15 protein-coding genes and 1 pseudogene are annotated in these 15,555 nt (G+C 36.1%); 9 read left to right on the top strand and 7 right to left on the bottom strand.

From position 1 onward, the window contains the following. Positions 1 to 22 precede the first annotated feature (22 nt). The 7 genes and pseudogenes from ACKTTZ_RS01410 to ACKTTZ_RS01380 form a co-directional block, all read right to left on the bottom strand. Positions 23 to 253, bottom strand: a complete 231-nt coding sequence (locus ACKTTZ_RS01410; protein ID WP_253316999.1) for a hypothetical protein — start codon at positions 251 to 253, stop codon at positions 23 to 25. Positions 254 to 317: 64 nt separating this feature from the next. Then, on the bottom strand, positions 318 to 1,367 hold the full coding sequence (locus ACKTTZ_RS01405) for a DUF6263 family protein (protein ID WP_407847044.1): 1,050 nt from the start codon (positions 1,365 to 1,367) through the stop codon (positions 318 to 320). 14 nt (positions 1,368 to 1,381) lie between these two features. Next, the gene (locus ACKTTZ_RS01400) at positions 1,382 to 2,500 is read right to left on the bottom strand and encodes a serine hydrolase domain-containing protein (protein ID WP_034695203.1); all 1,119 of its coding nucleotides are present in this window, start codon (positions 2,498 to 2,500) and stop codon (positions 1,382 to 1,384) included. A gap of 3 nt (positions 2,501 to 2,503) precedes the next feature. After that, positions 2,504 to 3,253 (bottom strand): 23S rRNA (guanosine(2251)-2'-O)-methyltransferase RlmB, encoded by a 750-nt coding sequence (gene rlmB / locus ACKTTZ_RS01395; protein WP_034695204.1) that lies wholly within the window; start codon positions 3,251 to 3,253, stop codon positions 2,504 to 2,506. Positions 3,254 to 3,323: 70 nt separating this feature from the next. Next, positions 3,324 to 3,716, bottom strand: a pseudogene (locus tag ACKTTZ_RS01390) (four helix bundle protein). Positions 3,717 to 3,746: 30 nt separating this feature from the next. After that, positions 3,747 to 4,217, bottom strand: coding sequence for a DinB family protein (locus ACKTTZ_RS01385; RefSeq protein WP_034695206.1), 471 nt, complete (start codon positions 4,215 to 4,217; stop codon positions 3,747 to 3,749). A 247-nt stretch (positions 4,218 to 4,464) separates the two neighbouring features. Continuing rightward, positions 4,465 to 5,799 (bottom strand): peptide-N-glycosidase F-related protein, encoded by a 1,335-nt coding sequence (locus tag ACKTTZ_RS01380; protein WP_081906427.1) that lies wholly within the window; start codon positions 5,797 to 5,799, stop codon positions 4,465 to 4,467. Between the two features lie 236 nt (positions 5,800 to 6,035). On the opposite strand from ACKTTZ_RS01380, the gene ACKTTZ_RS01375 reads away from it, so the two are divergent. From ACKTTZ_RS01375 to ACKTTZ_RS01335, 9 genes are all read left to right on the top strand, one after another. Beyond that, on the top strand, positions 6,036 to 7,343 hold the full coding sequence (locus tag ACKTTZ_RS01375; protein ID WP_407847043.1) for a hypothetical protein: 1,308 nt from the start codon (positions 6,036 to 6,038) through the stop codon (positions 7,341 to 7,343). A gap of 278 nt (positions 7,344 to 7,621) precedes the next feature. Then, positions 7,622 to 8,626, top strand: a complete 1,005-nt coding sequence (locus ACKTTZ_RS01370; RefSeq protein ID WP_034695238.1) for a MoxR family ATPase — start codon at positions 7,622 to 7,624, stop codon at positions 8,624 to 8,626. After that, positions 8,626 to 9,084 (top strand): N-acetyltransferase family protein, encoded by a 459-nt coding sequence (locus ACKTTZ_RS01365; RefSeq protein ID WP_407847042.1) that lies wholly within the window; start codon positions 8,626 to 8,628, stop codon positions 9,082 to 9,084. The genes ACKTTZ_RS01370 and ACKTTZ_RS01365 overlap by 1 nt, the downstream gene beginning before the upstream one ends. A gap of 62 nt (positions 9,085 to 9,146) precedes the next feature. Then, a complete protein-coding gene (locus ACKTTZ_RS01360; protein WP_076597442.1) occupies positions 9,147 to 10,010 on the top strand; it encodes a DUF58 domain-containing protein in 864 nt (287 codons plus the stop codon). A gap of 61 nt (positions 10,011 to 10,071) precedes the next feature. Beyond that, positions 10,072 to 10,968: a BatD family protein gene (locus ACKTTZ_RS01355; protein ID WP_407847041.1), complete on the top strand. Its 897-nt coding sequence runs from the start codon at positions 10,072 to 10,074 to the stop codon at positions 10,966 to 10,968. Beyond that, a complete protein-coding gene (locus ACKTTZ_RS01350; RefSeq protein ID WP_034695211.1) occupies positions 10,961 to 11,953 on the top strand; it encodes a VWA domain-containing protein in 993 nt (330 codons plus the stop codon). The genes ACKTTZ_RS01355 and ACKTTZ_RS01350 overlap by 8 nt, the downstream gene beginning before the upstream one ends. Further along, positions 11,953 to 12,960: a VWA domain-containing protein gene (locus ACKTTZ_RS01345; protein ID WP_034695212.1), complete on the top strand. Its 1,008-nt coding sequence runs from the start codon at positions 11,953 to 11,955 to the stop codon at positions 12,958 to 12,960. Before ACKTTZ_RS01350 ends, ACKTTZ_RS01345 begins: the two co-directional genes overlap by 1 nt. 99 nt (positions 12,961 to 13,059) lie before the next feature. Then, on the top strand, positions 13,060 to 13,803 hold the full coding sequence (locus ACKTTZ_RS01340) for a tetratricopeptide repeat protein (protein WP_051934307.1): 744 nt from the start codon (positions 13,060 to 13,062) through the stop codon (positions 13,801 to 13,803). Further along, the gene (locus ACKTTZ_RS01335; RefSeq protein ID WP_407847040.1) at positions 13,803 to 15,542 is read left to right on the top strand and encodes a BatD family protein; all 1,740 of its coding nucleotides are present in this window, start codon (positions 13,803 to 13,805) and stop codon (positions 15,540 to 15,542) included. The genes ACKTTZ_RS01340 and ACKTTZ_RS01335 overlap by 1 nt, the downstream gene beginning before the upstream one ends. The last annotated feature ends 13 nt before the right edge of the window (positions 15,543 to 15,555 follow it).

The raw sequence follows: 15,555 nt of genomic DNA, 5'->3' as shown, positions 1-15,555 counted from the left end.
TATCTTTTATTTCTTGGAATTTTTACCTTTTGTCCTTACTCTCTTTCACCTCTTCGTAGTCTACAGTTTCTGCATCCCACTTAAGGTTTTGTTGGTTATTCTTATTCGAGTTGTGTAGGTCCTGCTGTCTGTTATTCTGGTTATCATTATTGAAACGATAGCTGTAAAATGTCTTAAAGAAAATTCTTTTCAGAATATTCCAGACAAAGAAAATAATAATGGCAGAGAGTACTAACTCAAGAATGTACTTCATAATGTTAAAATTTAAAGTTCAGGGTTTACTATTTAAAGTTTAACCCTGAATGCATTTAATTCAGTTATTTAGCAGATGGGTTTACCATTACCGAAGAATTGGAAACGCTTTTCATAGACTGAGACTGTTTTCCATCAGAAATGGTTTCTATCTGCGTCGTTTTTACGTTGATATTCTGGTTGGTGATCCATCCTGTGCTTTCGTCAAACTTAATGGTTCCGTTCTGAACCAGTTCACTGCTCAGGCTGTGTGTGATAGGTCCCTGAGCTTTCTTCTCGGTTTTCTTAGGAATACCTCCCGTTACGGCAATTTCTGCGGTTCCGTTTCCTAAGCTTTTCATTACATAATTGGAGGTTACTTTTACAGCTCCGCTTGGATCTGCATTTTCAGAAGTAGACCACTTCTCACCAATTTTTACTCCTTTTTTAGGAATAATCATCAGGTTTTTGTGGAACTGATCTTTCAGTACTTTTTCGTTGAATGATTGTTTAAGACTTGCTACTACGCTTGCCTTTTCATTGGCATCTTTGATAAGCGTACCTACTGCATTACCTACTTTCGTGTAAACAGCATCAAATCCTGTAATAGAAATCACATTCCCTTTTGTATCCATCTTCATCTGAAGTTTGTTTCCGGTAAGGGCTTTGTTTACGTTCCAGATCATTTTAAGATCATCTTCTTTAGGAAGAGGAAGCTTGGTGTCTACCACTACCGTTTTTCCCTGTGCAGACTGAGAATTTCTCTTTGCTACAAGGTTAAGAGTCATTTCATATACATTTCCTTTAATGTCATCTACTACAAAATTCATTTCATCTGTAGACTCACTTGTCGCAGTGATAGATTTCCCCTGAGGATCTGTCATTGTTTTTACATCTCTCTGATAAGTGGTAAGAGGATATGTTTTTCCTTTTTCAAGTTTAAAAGTCTGTGTAATCACGCCCGCAGAATCTTTGATAGCCGGGTTTTCTGCAACTTTCGCTACAGAATCAGCAGGAACTTCTACAGTTACTGTCTTTCCGGTTTTAGGATCTACTTTCGTTATTTTTGCTGTTTCTTTTTTACAAGATACAAGGGCTATTGATGATATAAGCGCAAGCGCTGCAATGTTCTTCATTTGATTTTTTAACTTTATTTTTTACTACTATTTCTTAATAAATTATCTGCGATGTCGTGCAGCTTCCCCTGAGATTCTCCATCAGATTCATTGGAAAGTACTACCACTCCCATGTTTTTTGATGGATAAATCTGGAGCACACTTGAAAAACCAAATGTACCTCCTGTATGATAAACGGTTTGGGTACCATCTTCATAGGTGTGCAATCTCCAATATAATCCAATAGCATCTCCTTCACTTTTTACAAAAGGAGTATGGGATGCTTTCACATATTTATTATTCTCATCCAGATGATACTGCATGTATTTCACCAGATCCTCCGTAGTGGACAAAATACCTCCTGCAGGAGCAAAGATTGTGGTGAAGTTTCTGGGCATTACCTTTCCTTTTTCGTTATAACGAGTCAATAGCTGTGCAGAATTCGTACCAATAATGGTATGATTCATTTTCAGTGGCTTTGTAATGTGCTCTGAAAGCAGGTTTTCATAGCTTTTATGATATACTTTTTCAAGGACATCTCCGGCAATCTGTGTTCCTACATTGGAATACTTATACTCTGTTCCGGGTACAAAATCCACTTTGGCCTGATGAAGATCTTCATAAAAGTTTTTCTTTGAATAGTTTTTATAAAAATCAGACAGTGCCATAGCAACAGAGTCCATTGGTTTTTTGAATGTTTCAGACTGATCCGGCAGAAACTGTGGCAATCCTGATGAATGATTGGTTAGATTACCGATCGTTATCGGGTGCTTTTCAAATTCAAGATTAGGATAATTTCCTATATATTTCCGGATATCATCATCCATTTTAATTTTGCCGTCTACTAAAGCATGAGCCAGAAGTGTTCCGGTAAAGGTTTTGGTGATGGATGCAATCTCGTATAAACTTTGGGAGGTTGGAAGTTCTGATTTTCCTATCTCCGTTGTACCATAATTATAGAAATAACTTTTACCATCTTTAAAAACGCCTATTGAAATTCCTACACGGGCGGGATTCTGCATATAGGCGAGAGCTTCTTTCTGAACCATCTTATCAAGATCAGTCGTAAGACGGTTGTCTGTTGCTATTTTTTTTGTCTGCGCATTAAAAGCTAACGGGACAAAAAATAATGGTAAAAGTGATTGTATTTTCATGGTTTAAGGATTTGGTATCACGGACATTTTCTGTCTTACCGCTTCATACAAAATCGCTCCACATGCTACAGAAACATTCAGGGATTGAGTTTTTCCTTCAATAGGAAGTTTTATTTTTTCATCAGCATGATGCAATACTTCTTTAGAAATTCCGGTTTCTTCATTTCCCATCACGATAGCACATGGCTCAGTCATATTAACATCATAGATTAATTTCTGAGCTTTTTCACTGGCTGCATATACGGAAATTCCGCTTTGCTGAAGGAAATCTACTGCATGAGCCAGGTTATTTTCCTTACATATTTTAATATTGTAAATAGCACCTGCAGAAGTTTTTATCGCATCAGAGTTAATAGGAGCTGCACCCTTTTCCGGAATGATTATAGCATCAACACCTACACATTCTGCTGTTCTGCAGATGGCTCCAAAGTTTCTTACATCAGTAAGTCTGTCCAGAATCAAAAGAAAAGGTGTTTTTCCCTGTTCAAATAATTGTGGAACAATATCCTCCACTTTATGAAACGGTACATCCGAAATAAAAGCTACCACACCCTGGTGGTTTTTTCTTGTAAAACGGTTCAGTTTTTCAACCGGAACATAGTTGGGACGGATTTTATTTTTCGCTAAAATGGCTTTTAATTCAGCATAAATAGGACCCTGAAGTGCATTTTGCACAAAGATCTTGTCAATCGTTTTTCCCGCTTCAATTGCTTCAATCACGGGACGCAGCCCGAAAATAAAATCGTCTTTCATTGAGTTGTTAAAATTTTATGTTTAAGGTTCAATGTTCATTGTTTAAAGTTCAAAGTTTAAAGTTTTGAATTTAAGGTTTGTACTTTGTTCCTTTTAAATCTGTTGTATTTAAATATTTTATAAAAGAGCTGATCTTTTTACTTAACGTTTCACTCTGCTCAATTAATGTTTCAAATTTTTCCTGCGAAATAAAACTTCTGTCAAAAACCCTATACAATTGTGATCTGGTTTCTCCTCAGGAAGCTTTCGCAATAGAAAGAAATTGTATAAATTCTCTATTCCCGTTTCTTTAAAATCCTTCAGCAATATTATCCATTACAGATCCCGAAGATCCATCAATTTGATTGCTAGGTTTAAAATTATTCTTAAGGTTGGTAGACTCAATAATACTATAAATCTCATCACATAGTTGTCGGGATAACTTCCAGATTTCTAAATCTTCAAATCTATTAATGGTCCCCATAACCTTAAACTTTAAATCTTAAACTTTGAACTAATACTTCTCTCCTAAAATTGCTCTTTTCTGTGCCATCACATATCCGTAGTGAAGACTTTCGTGCATATTGTTAAAGATAATGGCATCCTGGATGCTTTTCAGATCCATTCCGAAACTTGTGGTGTAAGGAGTGTAATCTGAGAAGAAGTCACTGTCATAATCCTTCATTAAAATCTTTGAAGTTTCTGTAAGCAAAAATTCTAAATCTTCCACTTCAGATTTCTGAACATCTAAGTTGGGTAAAGTTCCTTTCTTGTAAGTTTCAATCCAATATTTGTCGATACGGAACGGATTTCCGCTCAGGTAATAGTGCAATAGTTGCTGTGTAGCAACGGTATGTGCAATATTCCAGTAAATATTGTTGTTGAAACCATCCGGAATCAGAATCAAATCTTCATGAGATGTATTCTGAAGGATATCTAAAAGGTTCTTTCTTACTTGTCTGTGTGCTTGAAAATGATAATTCATTTTGCAAAATTTTTAATCACCAAAAATAGTTTAATAAACTGGAAATGACAATTTTTTTGCGTAGAGGATTAAAGTTAAAATTTTTTAACTATTGAAAAAAAGAGTGAATTAAGGTTATTTTTTGACAGATTTTTATCGAAATCGGAATGCTTTTATATTGAGTTGTGTATGATGGTTAATATAAAAACCCTCCTGAGGAAAGTTTCAGAGAGGGTTTTATTATTCTGTTTAAAACGTTTACTTGTAGTTATTTCTTTATGATTTTGTGTTTGAAGGAGGTTCCGTCTTTTAAAACAATATGTAAAAAGTAAACTCCTGTGGTGTATGGAGAAAGATCTATGCTGTTTTCTTTATAAGTTTCAGAAAGTTTTCTTCCTTCTATATTGAAAAGGCTTATTGAGCTGACATCTACTTTTGATTTTATATTCACCAAGTCGGCGGTAGGGTTGGGGTAAATATTTACATCTACTGTTTGGATCTCTTTTATATTCAAAGTGGTATTGCTTTTCCCCTGCATATAAACTGATAACATGACATATCCCTGCTGTTGGTTGAAAACTGCTGTTGGAATTGTATGTTTCAAAGTATGGTTACCTGCCGTTAAGTTAGGTAATGTAAATTCTCTGATAGGAACAGAATTTCCGGGACACCAGTTATTCCATGAAGTCCAGTCTGCAAAAGTTTTAGGGGTGGCTCCATAGATTCCGTTTCCTTGAGTGTTGTATACACGGTACGGTTCACATGAAATACCTCCCGGAGTATAGGTGAGTACCTGTACATCATCTATATAAGTATAGTTTTGTCTTCTGATATATTCTTCACCACCACTGTTGGCACCATGAGGAGTAGAAATTACAAAGAAACGGGCATCGGTAACAGGGTTTGGTAGATTAAAAGTAACAATTCTAACAGTTTCTCCGGTAACATCAGTGTTGTTATAGTTATTAAGGGTGCTATAACTTAATATGGGTATGATAGTGTTGCTGTCGGTAGGAGTGGCTCCTGTATCCGTTGAGAAAAAGGTAAGAGTTCCCGAAAAAACATCAATTCTGTTTGCACAGCCTGCAACCTGGGTTTGTGCTGCGTAAGGAACCCCAAAAACATCCAGTTCCATATAGAGGTCATACATGCTACGCAATGCTGTATCATGAAATATATTGTACAAATTGCTGACATTATAGGTGTAAGGAACTTCAGAAGGAGTTCTGTTTTTATTCATGAAAGGAGTAATGTATCTGCCAACTTCTATTCTTTTGACATTAGGGTCATTAATGGTATAAGTAGATTGATTTTTAGGAACCATGGCCAAAAAGACTTCTCCAAGGCGGTCATAATTATCACACAAAGGGGCAATGGTTACACGCATCGCAATTTTGGCTTTAAAAGCATCTAATTCTGCATCAGTGAGTTTTCTTGTATACCTGGCATTAGTAAGTCGGGTCAAACCGGCAGGAACAGGGTTGGATACCATAGCAGCATAGCCATCGTAGTACACTGCATCTGAAATTATATTAGTCATTGTCGTTTGGGCGAAAATGAGATGGGTAATGAGAAAACTGAAAAAGAATAGCTTTTTATACATGGAATTGATGTTTAGTGTAAATATATGAAATGTGTATCAAAATTACTTTTAATTTCTTTTGTTTTTGTTATTTTGGCGTGTTTTGTTATTAAATGTGTATTGTTTTGATTGTAGAGTGTGTTTTTGTCTAATTCTTTTCTTAGTGTTGAATACTGTTATCAAATGTTTTTTTTATTACTATAATCAAAGTATTTATTGTTAAATTAGCAAGATATTCCAGATTAATGTTATTAATAATGAAAAGAATTTTACTTTTAGCTTTATTTTTTATTGTTACAGGATTAAATGCTCAAATCAATATCAATATTGGAAGTCCAAGTATTGGTGTAGCTCCTATAAGTAGTTTTTTTTCCTATTCTTATGTACAGCAGATATATCCTAAACAGGAATTAAATGCCAACACGGCAGGTAATATTACAGGTCTCACATTTTATGTGGATCCTTCCTCCGTAATTACTGAATCTTCAAACTGGACGGTATACCTTGGTCATACTTCAAAAACTGCTTTTTCTTCCGGTACAGACTGGATTCCTGCTGCACAGTTGACGCAGGTATTTACAGGAGCTGTTACCAAAAATAATAATAAGGTTGAAATTGTTTTTACTACATCGTTTGCGTATAATAATGCTGATAATCTGGTTGTTGCGGCAAAAGAGAACTCTCCGAATATGGATATTAATAATTTTGATGAAGCTTTTCATGTGTATCCACATATCCCATATTCTACCCTGTATTATAAAGGAGATCGTGCAGTAGTGGATATTGCATCTCCTCCTGGAGGAATTAGAACGGATTATAAATCGTCAGTTACAATTTCCGGTCTTACACCAAGTGCAGCTCCTGCATGTCCTTTTGTTGTTTATCCTGCAAATAATACTCAGAATGTCTCTTTAACGCCCAATTTCACCTGGCTTCCGGTTTCTGGTGCTACATCCTATAAAGTTTCATTGGGAACAAGTTCCGGAAGTACTGATATTATTAATCAGCAAACTGTATCCGGAAATAGTTTTTCACCCTCTGCGGCTCTTGCTCCCGGAACCACTTACTATTTGAAAGTGACATCGGTTTCCGGGAATACAGAATCCTCAGGATGTTCAGAAATTATTTTTAAAACCATACCTCCAATACCTGTCAATGATGCATGTACAGGAGCATTACAGGTTTCGGTATTTCCTTACAGTTATACTCAGAATGATGCGGTATCTACCACTAATAATGCCGGAAATATAAGTGTCTGTACAAGTAACGGAGACACAGGAATGAATGATGGTACCTGGTTTAAGTTTACCGGTGATGGAAGTCAGTATACCATTAAAGCGACAATGCCTTCTGGCAGTAGTTATGATCCGCAGATAGGTGTATATAGCGGAAGCTGTAGTAATTTGTCATGTACAGGAACTGTAGATAATGGTGGCGGAGGTGCTGCGGAAACACTTACCATTAGCACAGTATCCGGAACAGAATATTTTATAAATGTCGGAGCTTATGAAGATACTACTGATGCTCCTGAAAATATATTTACTATTACAATAACTAAGCTTTAAAAATAAATAATCAAGTTTTCGATTAAAAATTAAGATGTTAAATTGAAATGTTGCAAAAGTGATTTTGTGACATTTTTTGTGAATGGTGGTGAAAATAGAGATATGGCTTGCTGTAATTTGAATTTTTGAATTTGTTTATACATAAGAAATTCAGCGTTATAGCTTTAAATATCTTGTCAATCCCGGATTTTTAACAAACTTTAACTCAAAAATGGCATTTATTATGTTGATTAATGCAAGTATTTATCAGAAATTTACCACTTATTTTAAATCAAGCTATGTCAGAGATATATCAAGCTGAAGATATCCGCCAATTGACGGAAAAAGTAAAAGAAAAAAACTACTTATTTTCTCTTCTGAGACAGGAAATCAACAAAGTTATTATTGGACAGGAATACATGGTAGACCGTCTTTTGGTAGGGCTTTTAGGAAATGGACACGTTCTTCTTGAAGGAGTACCCGGGCTGGCTAAAACCTTAGCGATAAAAACACTGGCAGATGCTGTTCATGGAGATTTCTCAAGGATTCAGTTTACACCGGATTTGCTTCCTGCAGACGTCGTGGGAACTATGATTTATAATATCAAAGACAATGATTTCTCTATAAAAAAAGGACCCGTATTTGCGAACTTTGTTCTGGCGGATGAGATCAACCGTGCACCAGCAAAAGTGCAATCAGCGCTTCTGGAAGTTATGCAGGAAAAACAGGTGACGATTGGTGATGAAACCATGAAGCTTCCAAAGCCGTTCCTGGTATTGGCAACACAAAACCCAATTGATCAGGAAGGAACTTACTTGCTGCCTGAAGCACAAAGCGACCGTTTTATGTTGAAGTGTACCATAGATTATCCTGCTTTTGAGGATGAAAGACAGGTGATGAGAATGGTTTCAACTTCGCATCAACCAACGGTAAAACCTGTCATCTCCCTTCAGGATATTGTAGATGCAAAAGAACTGATCAATCAGATTTATCTCGACGAGAAAATTGAAAAATATATCCTGGATATGGTGTTTGCAACACGTTATCCTGAAAACTACGGACTTTCCGAGCTTAAAAATTATATCAGCTTCGGAGCTTCTCCAAGAGCATCCATTAACCTTGCTATTGCTTCAAGAGCTTATGCATTCTTAAAAGGAAGAGCATTTGTCATTCCGGAAGATGTAAAAGCATTGGCAAAAGATGTATTGAGACACAGAATGGGCTTAACCTTTGAAGCAGAAGCAGAAGAGATCACAACTGAGGAAATTATCAATAGAATTTTAGCAAAAATCCAGGCACCATAATGAGTGATGTAATTATAAGAAAAGCTGTTCTGGAAGATTGTTCTTTCATGCTTGATTTAATTAAAGAACTGGCGGAATATGAAAAAGCACTGCATGAAGTAACAGTGACTTTGGATGATTTTATTCAGGATGGTTTCGGAACTTCTCCTGTATGGGGAGCTTTCGTGGCAGAATATGAAGGAGAAATAGTTGGAATATCCCTGTATTACGACAGATATTCAACATGGAAAGGAAGAAGGCTGTACCTTGAAGATCTTGTTGTAAAAGAAAGATTGAGAGGAAAGCAGATTGGAAAGAAATTATTTGATGCAACACTGGAGTATGGTAAAAGCAATAATTACAGTGGAATGGTATTTCAGGTATTGAACTGGAATGAACCAGCCATCAATTTTTATAAAAAATACGATACAAAGTTTGATAATGAGTGGTCGAACGTATCCATTGAGTTTAAAGACTAACCCCAAACCCGGATCCCGAAACTCGAACATTAAACTTTGAATTTTAAACATTGAACTCGTCTATGCAGATAAAAGATATTGTAAAAAAAGTAAAGCAGATTGAAATCCGTACCAGAAAAAAGACGGAGGCTGCTTTAATGGGGCAATATCACAGCGCTTTTAAAGGGCAGGGGATGACTTTCTCGGAAGTTCGCCCCTATCAGTTTGGAGATGAGATCAGAAGAATCGACTGGAATAAAACTGCACGTTTCCGTGAGCCATTTGTAAAAGTAATGGAAGAAGAAAGGGAACTGACGATGATGATTCTTGTTGATATTTCTGCTTCTATGGATTATGGAACAAAAGTTCAGCTGAAAAGAGAATATGTAGCTGAAATTGCTGCCAGCTTGGGATTTTCAGCCGCCGGCAATAATGATAAAGTAGGATTGATCTTGTTCGCTGATAAAGTATATAAAGTCATTCCTCCCCAAAAAGGAAGAAAACATATTCTTTCGATTATCAGCAATATTCTCACTGCAGATTATGTTCCGGCAGAATCTAAAATAGATAAGGCAATGGAATATATGATGGGGATTTTTAAAAGGAAATCTCTGGTATTTTTGTTTTCAGATTTTGAAGATGCCTATGATTCCAAAATGCTGAGAGTGGCCTCAAAGAAACACCAGCTGTTGGGAATGAGGATTTATGATGAAAAAGACAATGAAATTCCTGATGTAGGCTATGCCCGTTTACTTGATGTGGAAACCGGAAAGGAAATTTGGGCCAATACATCCAGTGCAAGGTGGCGATATACCTTCGCGGAAGCTCAAAAACAAAAACTGAGAGCTTTGGAAGAAGATTTTGCCAATAGCTCTGCCAGTTTTATGAATATCAATACGGGCTCAGATTATTCAAAATTATTGTATAATTACTTTCAGAAAAAATAACATCGGGCTGAGCTCGTAACTAAAAAAAAACATAAGGCGTTTTGCCTTTATTATTTTAACATTGAGAAAAATACTTTTAATATTATCTTTTCTGATCTGTGCAAATGCTTTTTCACAGATATTATCCTCTAACGTAGAAAAGAAAACCCTCGCTCTGGGAGAAATCAATCATCTTACCATAAAGATTGATAACCTTAATGAGCAGCAGGTTACTTCAGCAGCTAAGAATGAGCTCTTGCCTTTTCATTTTGAAGAAACCAAAGACAGTATCGGACAAACAGCTAACACCTATGAAAGAAAGATAGAATTTGCTGTTTTTGAAGAGGGAAAATTTACCATTCCTGAACTGGAGTTCAAAGTAGGAGATAAAATTCTTAAAACAATTCCTTATGAAATAGATGTCATTAATACGGCTCAAAAAGCAGATCAGATCAATGACATTATGAATAATAAGCAGGTGAAACTTGAACCCAAAGATTATTGGGAGCTTTACAAGTTTTATATTCTTGCAGCGTTGGCTGGTATTGCCCTTATCATTGCTATTATCATGTTTGTAAAATGGGGAAGAAAATCAAAGAGCTCTCCAGTAGTGGCTACCAATCAAACATTAAAAGAACTTGATTCTCTTAAAAAGAAAAAATATATTGAAGGAGGAAACTTCCGTTCGTTTTATGTGGAACTGATTGATATTTCCAGAACCTTCATTACAAAACAATATCGCCTTCCGGCAGATGTACTTCTTACTGATGATCTTATCGATGTCATGAAAAAAAATAATACAATCTCGCAGGACAACGAAAAAATAATAGAAGATGTATTCCTTAGGGGAGACCTGGTGAAATTTGCCAAAACATTCCCGGATCAGGAAACAATGGAAAGAGATTTTGCCAATATCAGGGATTTTGTGAAAAGATCATCCAAAGATTTAGAATTCGAAAACTTAAGAAAGGATGTTTAATTTTGAGTTTTACAGCCCATGGTTTTTGCTGCTTTTTCTGCTGTTTATTCCACTTTTAATTAAAGATATTGGAAGAAACAAAAGAAAAGGTATAAAAGTTCCTACCATAAAAAATATGGATCACAGCGGGAGTATTCAGGGTGTGCTTTTTTTGCTGAAAATATCAAAATATATCATTCTTTCTGCGTTGATTATTGCGATGGCAAGGCCGAGAACGTTTACTATTTCTCAGGACAGAGATGATACAAAAGGAGTGGATATCATGTTGTCTATCGATGTTTCTCTAAGTATGTTGGCGAAGGATCTTAGCCCGGACCGAATTACCGCCCTGAAAGATATTGCGGTAAAATTTGTTCAGAAACGCCCGAATGACCGGATAGGAGTGGTAGCATATGCTGCGGAAGCTTTTACTAAAGTTCCGGTAACCTCAGATCATCAGGTTGTTATTGATGAAATTAAAAATCTGAATTCTGCAGGTCTTGAACCTGGAACAGCGATCGGGGAAGGCCTTTCTGTAGCAGTGAATCATTTGATTAAAAGCAAAGCCAAAAGTAAAGTGGTCATCCTGATGACGGATGGAGTAAGCAATATTCAGAATGCTATTCCTCCACAGCTTGCTGCTGAACTGGCAAAAAATAATAATATAAAGGTATATTCAATAGGAATCGGGACCAATGGTTATGCGCTGATGCCTACATCGCAGGACATTTTTGGAGAGCTTATCTTTACCGAAACAGAGGTTACCATTGATGAAAATACCTTGAGAGAAATAGCCCAAACTACGGGAGGTAAATATTTCAGAGCTACCTCAAACAGTAGTCTGGAAGAAGTGTACAATGAAATCAACCAACTGGAAAAATCTGATGTGAAGGTTTCCAAGCTGTACAATTATGAAGAGTATTTCAAAATATTCCTTTGGATTGCACTTGCTATGTTGGTGTTGGATGCATTGTTGAGATGGGTGTTTTATAAAATTTTAAGCTGATGAGTTGGTCTTTAGGAAATTATTGGTATTTATTTTTACTGTTGCTTCTGCCGCTGTTAGCTATCTTTTTGATCCGTTTTTTACAATGGAGAAATAAAAAAAGAGAAATTTTTGCCGCTAGCCAGTTTCATGAGAATTTATTTGAAAAAAGATCAGGATTTACAAAGTTTTTTCCTGCATTATACTTATTGGGAACATTGTTTCTGATATTCTCTATCATTGACCTTTTGAACGGTTCAGAAGAAGTGAAAAGTACCCAGAAACTGAACAATGTAATCTTTATGCTGGATGTATCCAATTCTATGAATGCTGAGGATATAGAACCAAGCCGTTTGACGGAAGCCAAAAATCTGATGCTGGCTACCATGAAGAAAATGAATAATGATAAGGTAGGTATTGTGATTTTTGCGGGGAATGCAATGTCTATTATGCCTCTGACAACAGATTATAATTCTGCAGAAACTTATATCAGCGGTATTGAAACCAGTTCTATGCAGATTCAGGGAACAGATTTTCTGAAAGGAATGCAGGCTGCTGCTGAAAAATTTAAAAATGTAAGCAAAGGATCCAGAAAAGTAATTCTATTGAGTGACGGTGAGGATAACGAAGGAAATGATAACGCTGCCATCAGATTAGCTAATAAAGAAGGAATAAGCATTACTTCTGTAGGTGTAGGAACAGATGAAGGTGCTCCTGTTCCGGAATACGTGTTCGGACAGTTGATGGGATATAAAACCGATGCCAATGGAGGTACAGTGATTTCTAAAAGACAGACAGAAGCATTAAAGAAAATGGCGGAATCTACAGACGGAACTTATATTGACGGAAATAATATCAATGAAGCTCCGGACAGAATTGTAGATGCTGTCAATAAAAAATCGGCAGGTGCTGAAACGATGGTGAAATCGCAGAATGCCAATCATTATTATCAATATTTTCTTGCGGTATCTCTTCTGTTTTTCTTTTTAATTTATATTTTTAATCCAAAAAAAGACTTTAATGTGTAGAATTCCTTTATTTATAGAAGAAATTCTACAAGTACTTTAACCGAATTTTAACAAATAAAACTCTGTTTCTTAACATATAAAGGAATAATTTTGCAAGTGATGAATACTAAAATTATATTTTTATCGTTTATTGTTGCCATTTCATTCTCAGGCTTCATGTTTGGGCAGGAAAGCTATAGGAATTTAGTGTATGAAGGCAATCAGAAATTTGACGGTAAAGATTATGATGGAGCCTCCTCAAAATACATGGAAGCGATAAAATCCAATGATAAAGATTTTACCGCTCACTACAATATGGGGAATGCGTTGTATAAAAGTAAAAAATACGAAGAGGCAAAAGCAGAGTTTGAAAAAGCAGAAAAACTTTCACAAACCCTTCCCGATAAAATGGCGGCTCTTCATAATTTAGGGAATGCTTATATGCAGATGAATCAGCCGGAAAAAGCCGCTGACTATTATAAGAAAGCTTTGAAGCAGGATCCCCACAGTGAGGTAACCAGAAAAAATTATGAGATTGCCAAACTGAAAGAGAAAGAAAAACAACAGCAAAAAAACGAACAGAATAACTCAGGAAAAGGTGGCGGCGGAAATGATCAGAACAAAGGAGATGATCAAAAAGGCGACAAAGACAAAAAACAGGATCAGGGTAGCGGTCCTCAAAACCAAGGTAAAGGTGACCAGGGCGACAATCCTAAGCAGGATCAAAATAATGAAGGCAGAATGCCTAAGAATCTTGAAAATGCGATCTTAGATAAAATAAACGAAAAAGAAAAAGAAACCGCCAGAAGAATTTTAAACAAAAATTCTTATTCGATGCCTGAAAGCAACGAGAAAGATTGGTGATGCAGCACAAATTGATTTACATATTGCTTACTCTTGCATCCGTAATTACTTACGGACAGGTAAATCTGTCTATGGATGCAGATAAAACCGAATATGCAGGTAAGGATATTATCAATCTGACCATTGTTCTTGAACTTAACGGAAGTGATCTTGTGCAGCAAACAGGTTTTCAGCTTCCGGATCTTTCAAAATTTAATATCATAGGAAGCGGATCTGTTACCAATACCGTGATTGATCCGGCTACCAATACTTTAATTACCCAGAAAGTTTCCAGAATTGCCCTTGAGCCTAAGAAAAAAGGGAAAATAAAAATCGGTTCCGTTCTCGTTACCGTAAACAACAGAATCTATAAAACAGAACCTTTTGATGTCAATATCCGTGATATTGTAGACAGAAGAGCTTTGGCTGCGAATACTTCCAATGATGTTTATCTGAATATGGAAATTGATGATCGGGATGTATATCAGGATCAGCCTACGATAGCCGTTCTGAGAGTATATTCAAGAAATATGGATAACCTGAGAAAGGTGAAAAATATCCATCTTCCGCAACAGGATAATATCAACGTACATCCTATCAATTTTGATAAGTCTGAGATAGATCCTTCCGGATATGGAAATATGCCTTCACAGGTTCTGGCTATGTTTATGGTATTTCCTAATGAAGCAGGATATGTGGAAGTTCCTGGTGTATCCGCTTCAGTAAATACCTATTCTAATAAAACAAAAATTGTTTCCAATAAAGTTAAAATAAACGTAAGAAAGCTTCCTGAAGGAGCTCCCGAATGTTTTAAAAATGCTGTTGGAAATTTTAATGTCAACGTATATAATGCTTCCAAGGAAAAACCGGAAGCGAAAAAACCTCTGAATGTGGTAGTAAAAGTTTCAGGTGAAGGTAACTTACCGGATATGGAACTTCCTAAAATTGCTGCCTCTCCGGATTATGAAGTTTTTGCCCCGAAAATTACCTCTAAAGTAGCTCCGGGAACTTCAGGAATGAAAGGAGAAATCCTGGCTAATTATGTGATTATTCCTAAAAAATCAGGTGCTATTTCAATTAAAACAGAACAATTCGCTTTCTTTGACCCTGCAAGTAAAGAATATGTAGATCTTGGACAGAAAACACTGGATCTGAATGCATTTTCTCACGATCAGATTCTGGAGGCACGTTCTACCGTAGAAAAGGTAAACGAATACACCAATAATCTTCTGGAGACGGTAAATACTCCGGTATTAAAAACCACTTCATTCAAAGTAAAAGAAAAAAGTAAATTCCACTGGAATATTCTTTTGACCAATATAGCTATTCTGATCAGCTTATTTGTTGGATATCTGCTATTTAAAAATTGGCAAAAAAAACGTACATTAGTTAGGGAAACTATACCGTCAAAACCTTTAGGTTCAGTGGCCGAAACAGAAAAAGAGATCAGAGAATCGATGAAAACGGATATCAATGATTATTTCGGATATCTGGAAAATCTTAAAGATAACGGAGAGTATGAAAAGTTCTTTATAACTCTGGAAGAATTGGATGAAGAAGTAAGAGGGCAGTATTTTCAGAGCTCTACTCCGGAGTTTAAGACTTTTCTTGAAAAGCACAAAGGTTCTTCGGTTGCAGAAGAATACAGCAAACTGCAGCAGAAAGTTCAGATGGAAAAATACAATCCTGTGAAATCTGCTGAAGCTCTTGAAGAACTTTTGAAAACTATTGTTAATTTATATTCACAAATTAGCAAATAATCAGTTTATTTTC

It is taken from the genome of Chryseobacterium sp. KCF3-3 (genome assembly GCF_045865955.1).
In the GTDB taxonomy this organism is placed as follows: Bacteria; Bacteroidota; Bacteroidia; order Flavobacteriales; family Weeksellaceae; genus Chryseobacterium.
This window is presented reverse-complemented; position numbering and strand designations above follow the sequence as displayed.

Bases quoted from the DNA above. Each gene is read 5' to 3' on its own strand.
- ACKTTZ_RS01410 (WP_253316999.1), bottom strand. From the start codon at position 253: ATGAAGTACATTCTTGAGTTAGTACTCTCTGCCATTATTATTTTCTTT.
- ACKTTZ_RS01405 (WP_407847044.1), bottom strand. From the start codon at position 1,367: ATGAAGAACATTGCAGCGCTTGCGCTTATATCATCAATAGCCCTTGTA.
- ACKTTZ_RS01400 (WP_034695203.1), bottom strand. From the start codon at position 2,500: ATGAAAATACAATCACTTTTACCATTATTTTTTGTCCCGTTAGCTTTT.
- rlmB (WP_034695204.1), bottom strand. From the start codon at position 3,253: ATGAAAGACGATTTTATTTTCGGGCTGCGTCCCGTGATTGAAGCAATT.
- ACKTTZ_RS01385 (WP_034695206.1), bottom strand. From the start codon at position 4,217: ATGAATTATCATTTTCAAGCACACAGACAAGTAAGAAAGAACCTTTTA.
- ACKTTZ_RS01380 (WP_081906427.1), bottom strand. From the start codon at position 5,799: ATGTATAAAAAGCTATTCTTTTTCAGTTTTCTCATTACCCATCTCATT.
- ACKTTZ_RS01375 (WP_407847043.1), top strand. From the start codon at position 6,036: ATGAAAAGAATTTTACTTTTAGCTTTATTTTTTATTGTTACAGGATTA.
- ACKTTZ_RS01370 (WP_034695238.1), top strand. From the start codon at position 7,622: ATGTCAGAGATATATCAAGCTGAAGATATCCGCCAATTGACGGAAAAA.
- ACKTTZ_RS01365 (WP_407847042.1), top strand. From the start codon at position 8,626: ATGAGTGATGTAATTATAAGAAAAGCTGTTCTGGAAGATTGTTCTTTC.
- ACKTTZ_RS01360 (WP_076597442.1), top strand. From the start codon at position 9,147: ATGCAGATAAAAGATATTGTAAAAAAAGTAAAGCAGATTGAAATCCGT.
- ACKTTZ_RS01350 (WP_034695211.1), top strand. From the start codon at position 10,961: ATGTTTAATTTTGAGTTTTACAGCCCATGGTTTTTGCTGCTTTTTCTG.
- ACKTTZ_RS01345 (WP_034695212.1), top strand. From the start codon at position 11,953: ATGAGTTGGTCTTTAGGAAATTATTGGTATTTATTTTTACTGTTGCTT.
- ACKTTZ_RS01340 (WP_051934307.1), top strand. From the start codon at position 13,060: ATGAATACTAAAATTATATTTTTATCGTTTATTGTTGCCATTTCATTC.
- ACKTTZ_RS01335 (WP_407847040.1), top strand. From the start codon at position 13,803: ATGCAGCACAAATTGATTTACATATTGCTTACTCTTGCATCCGTAATT.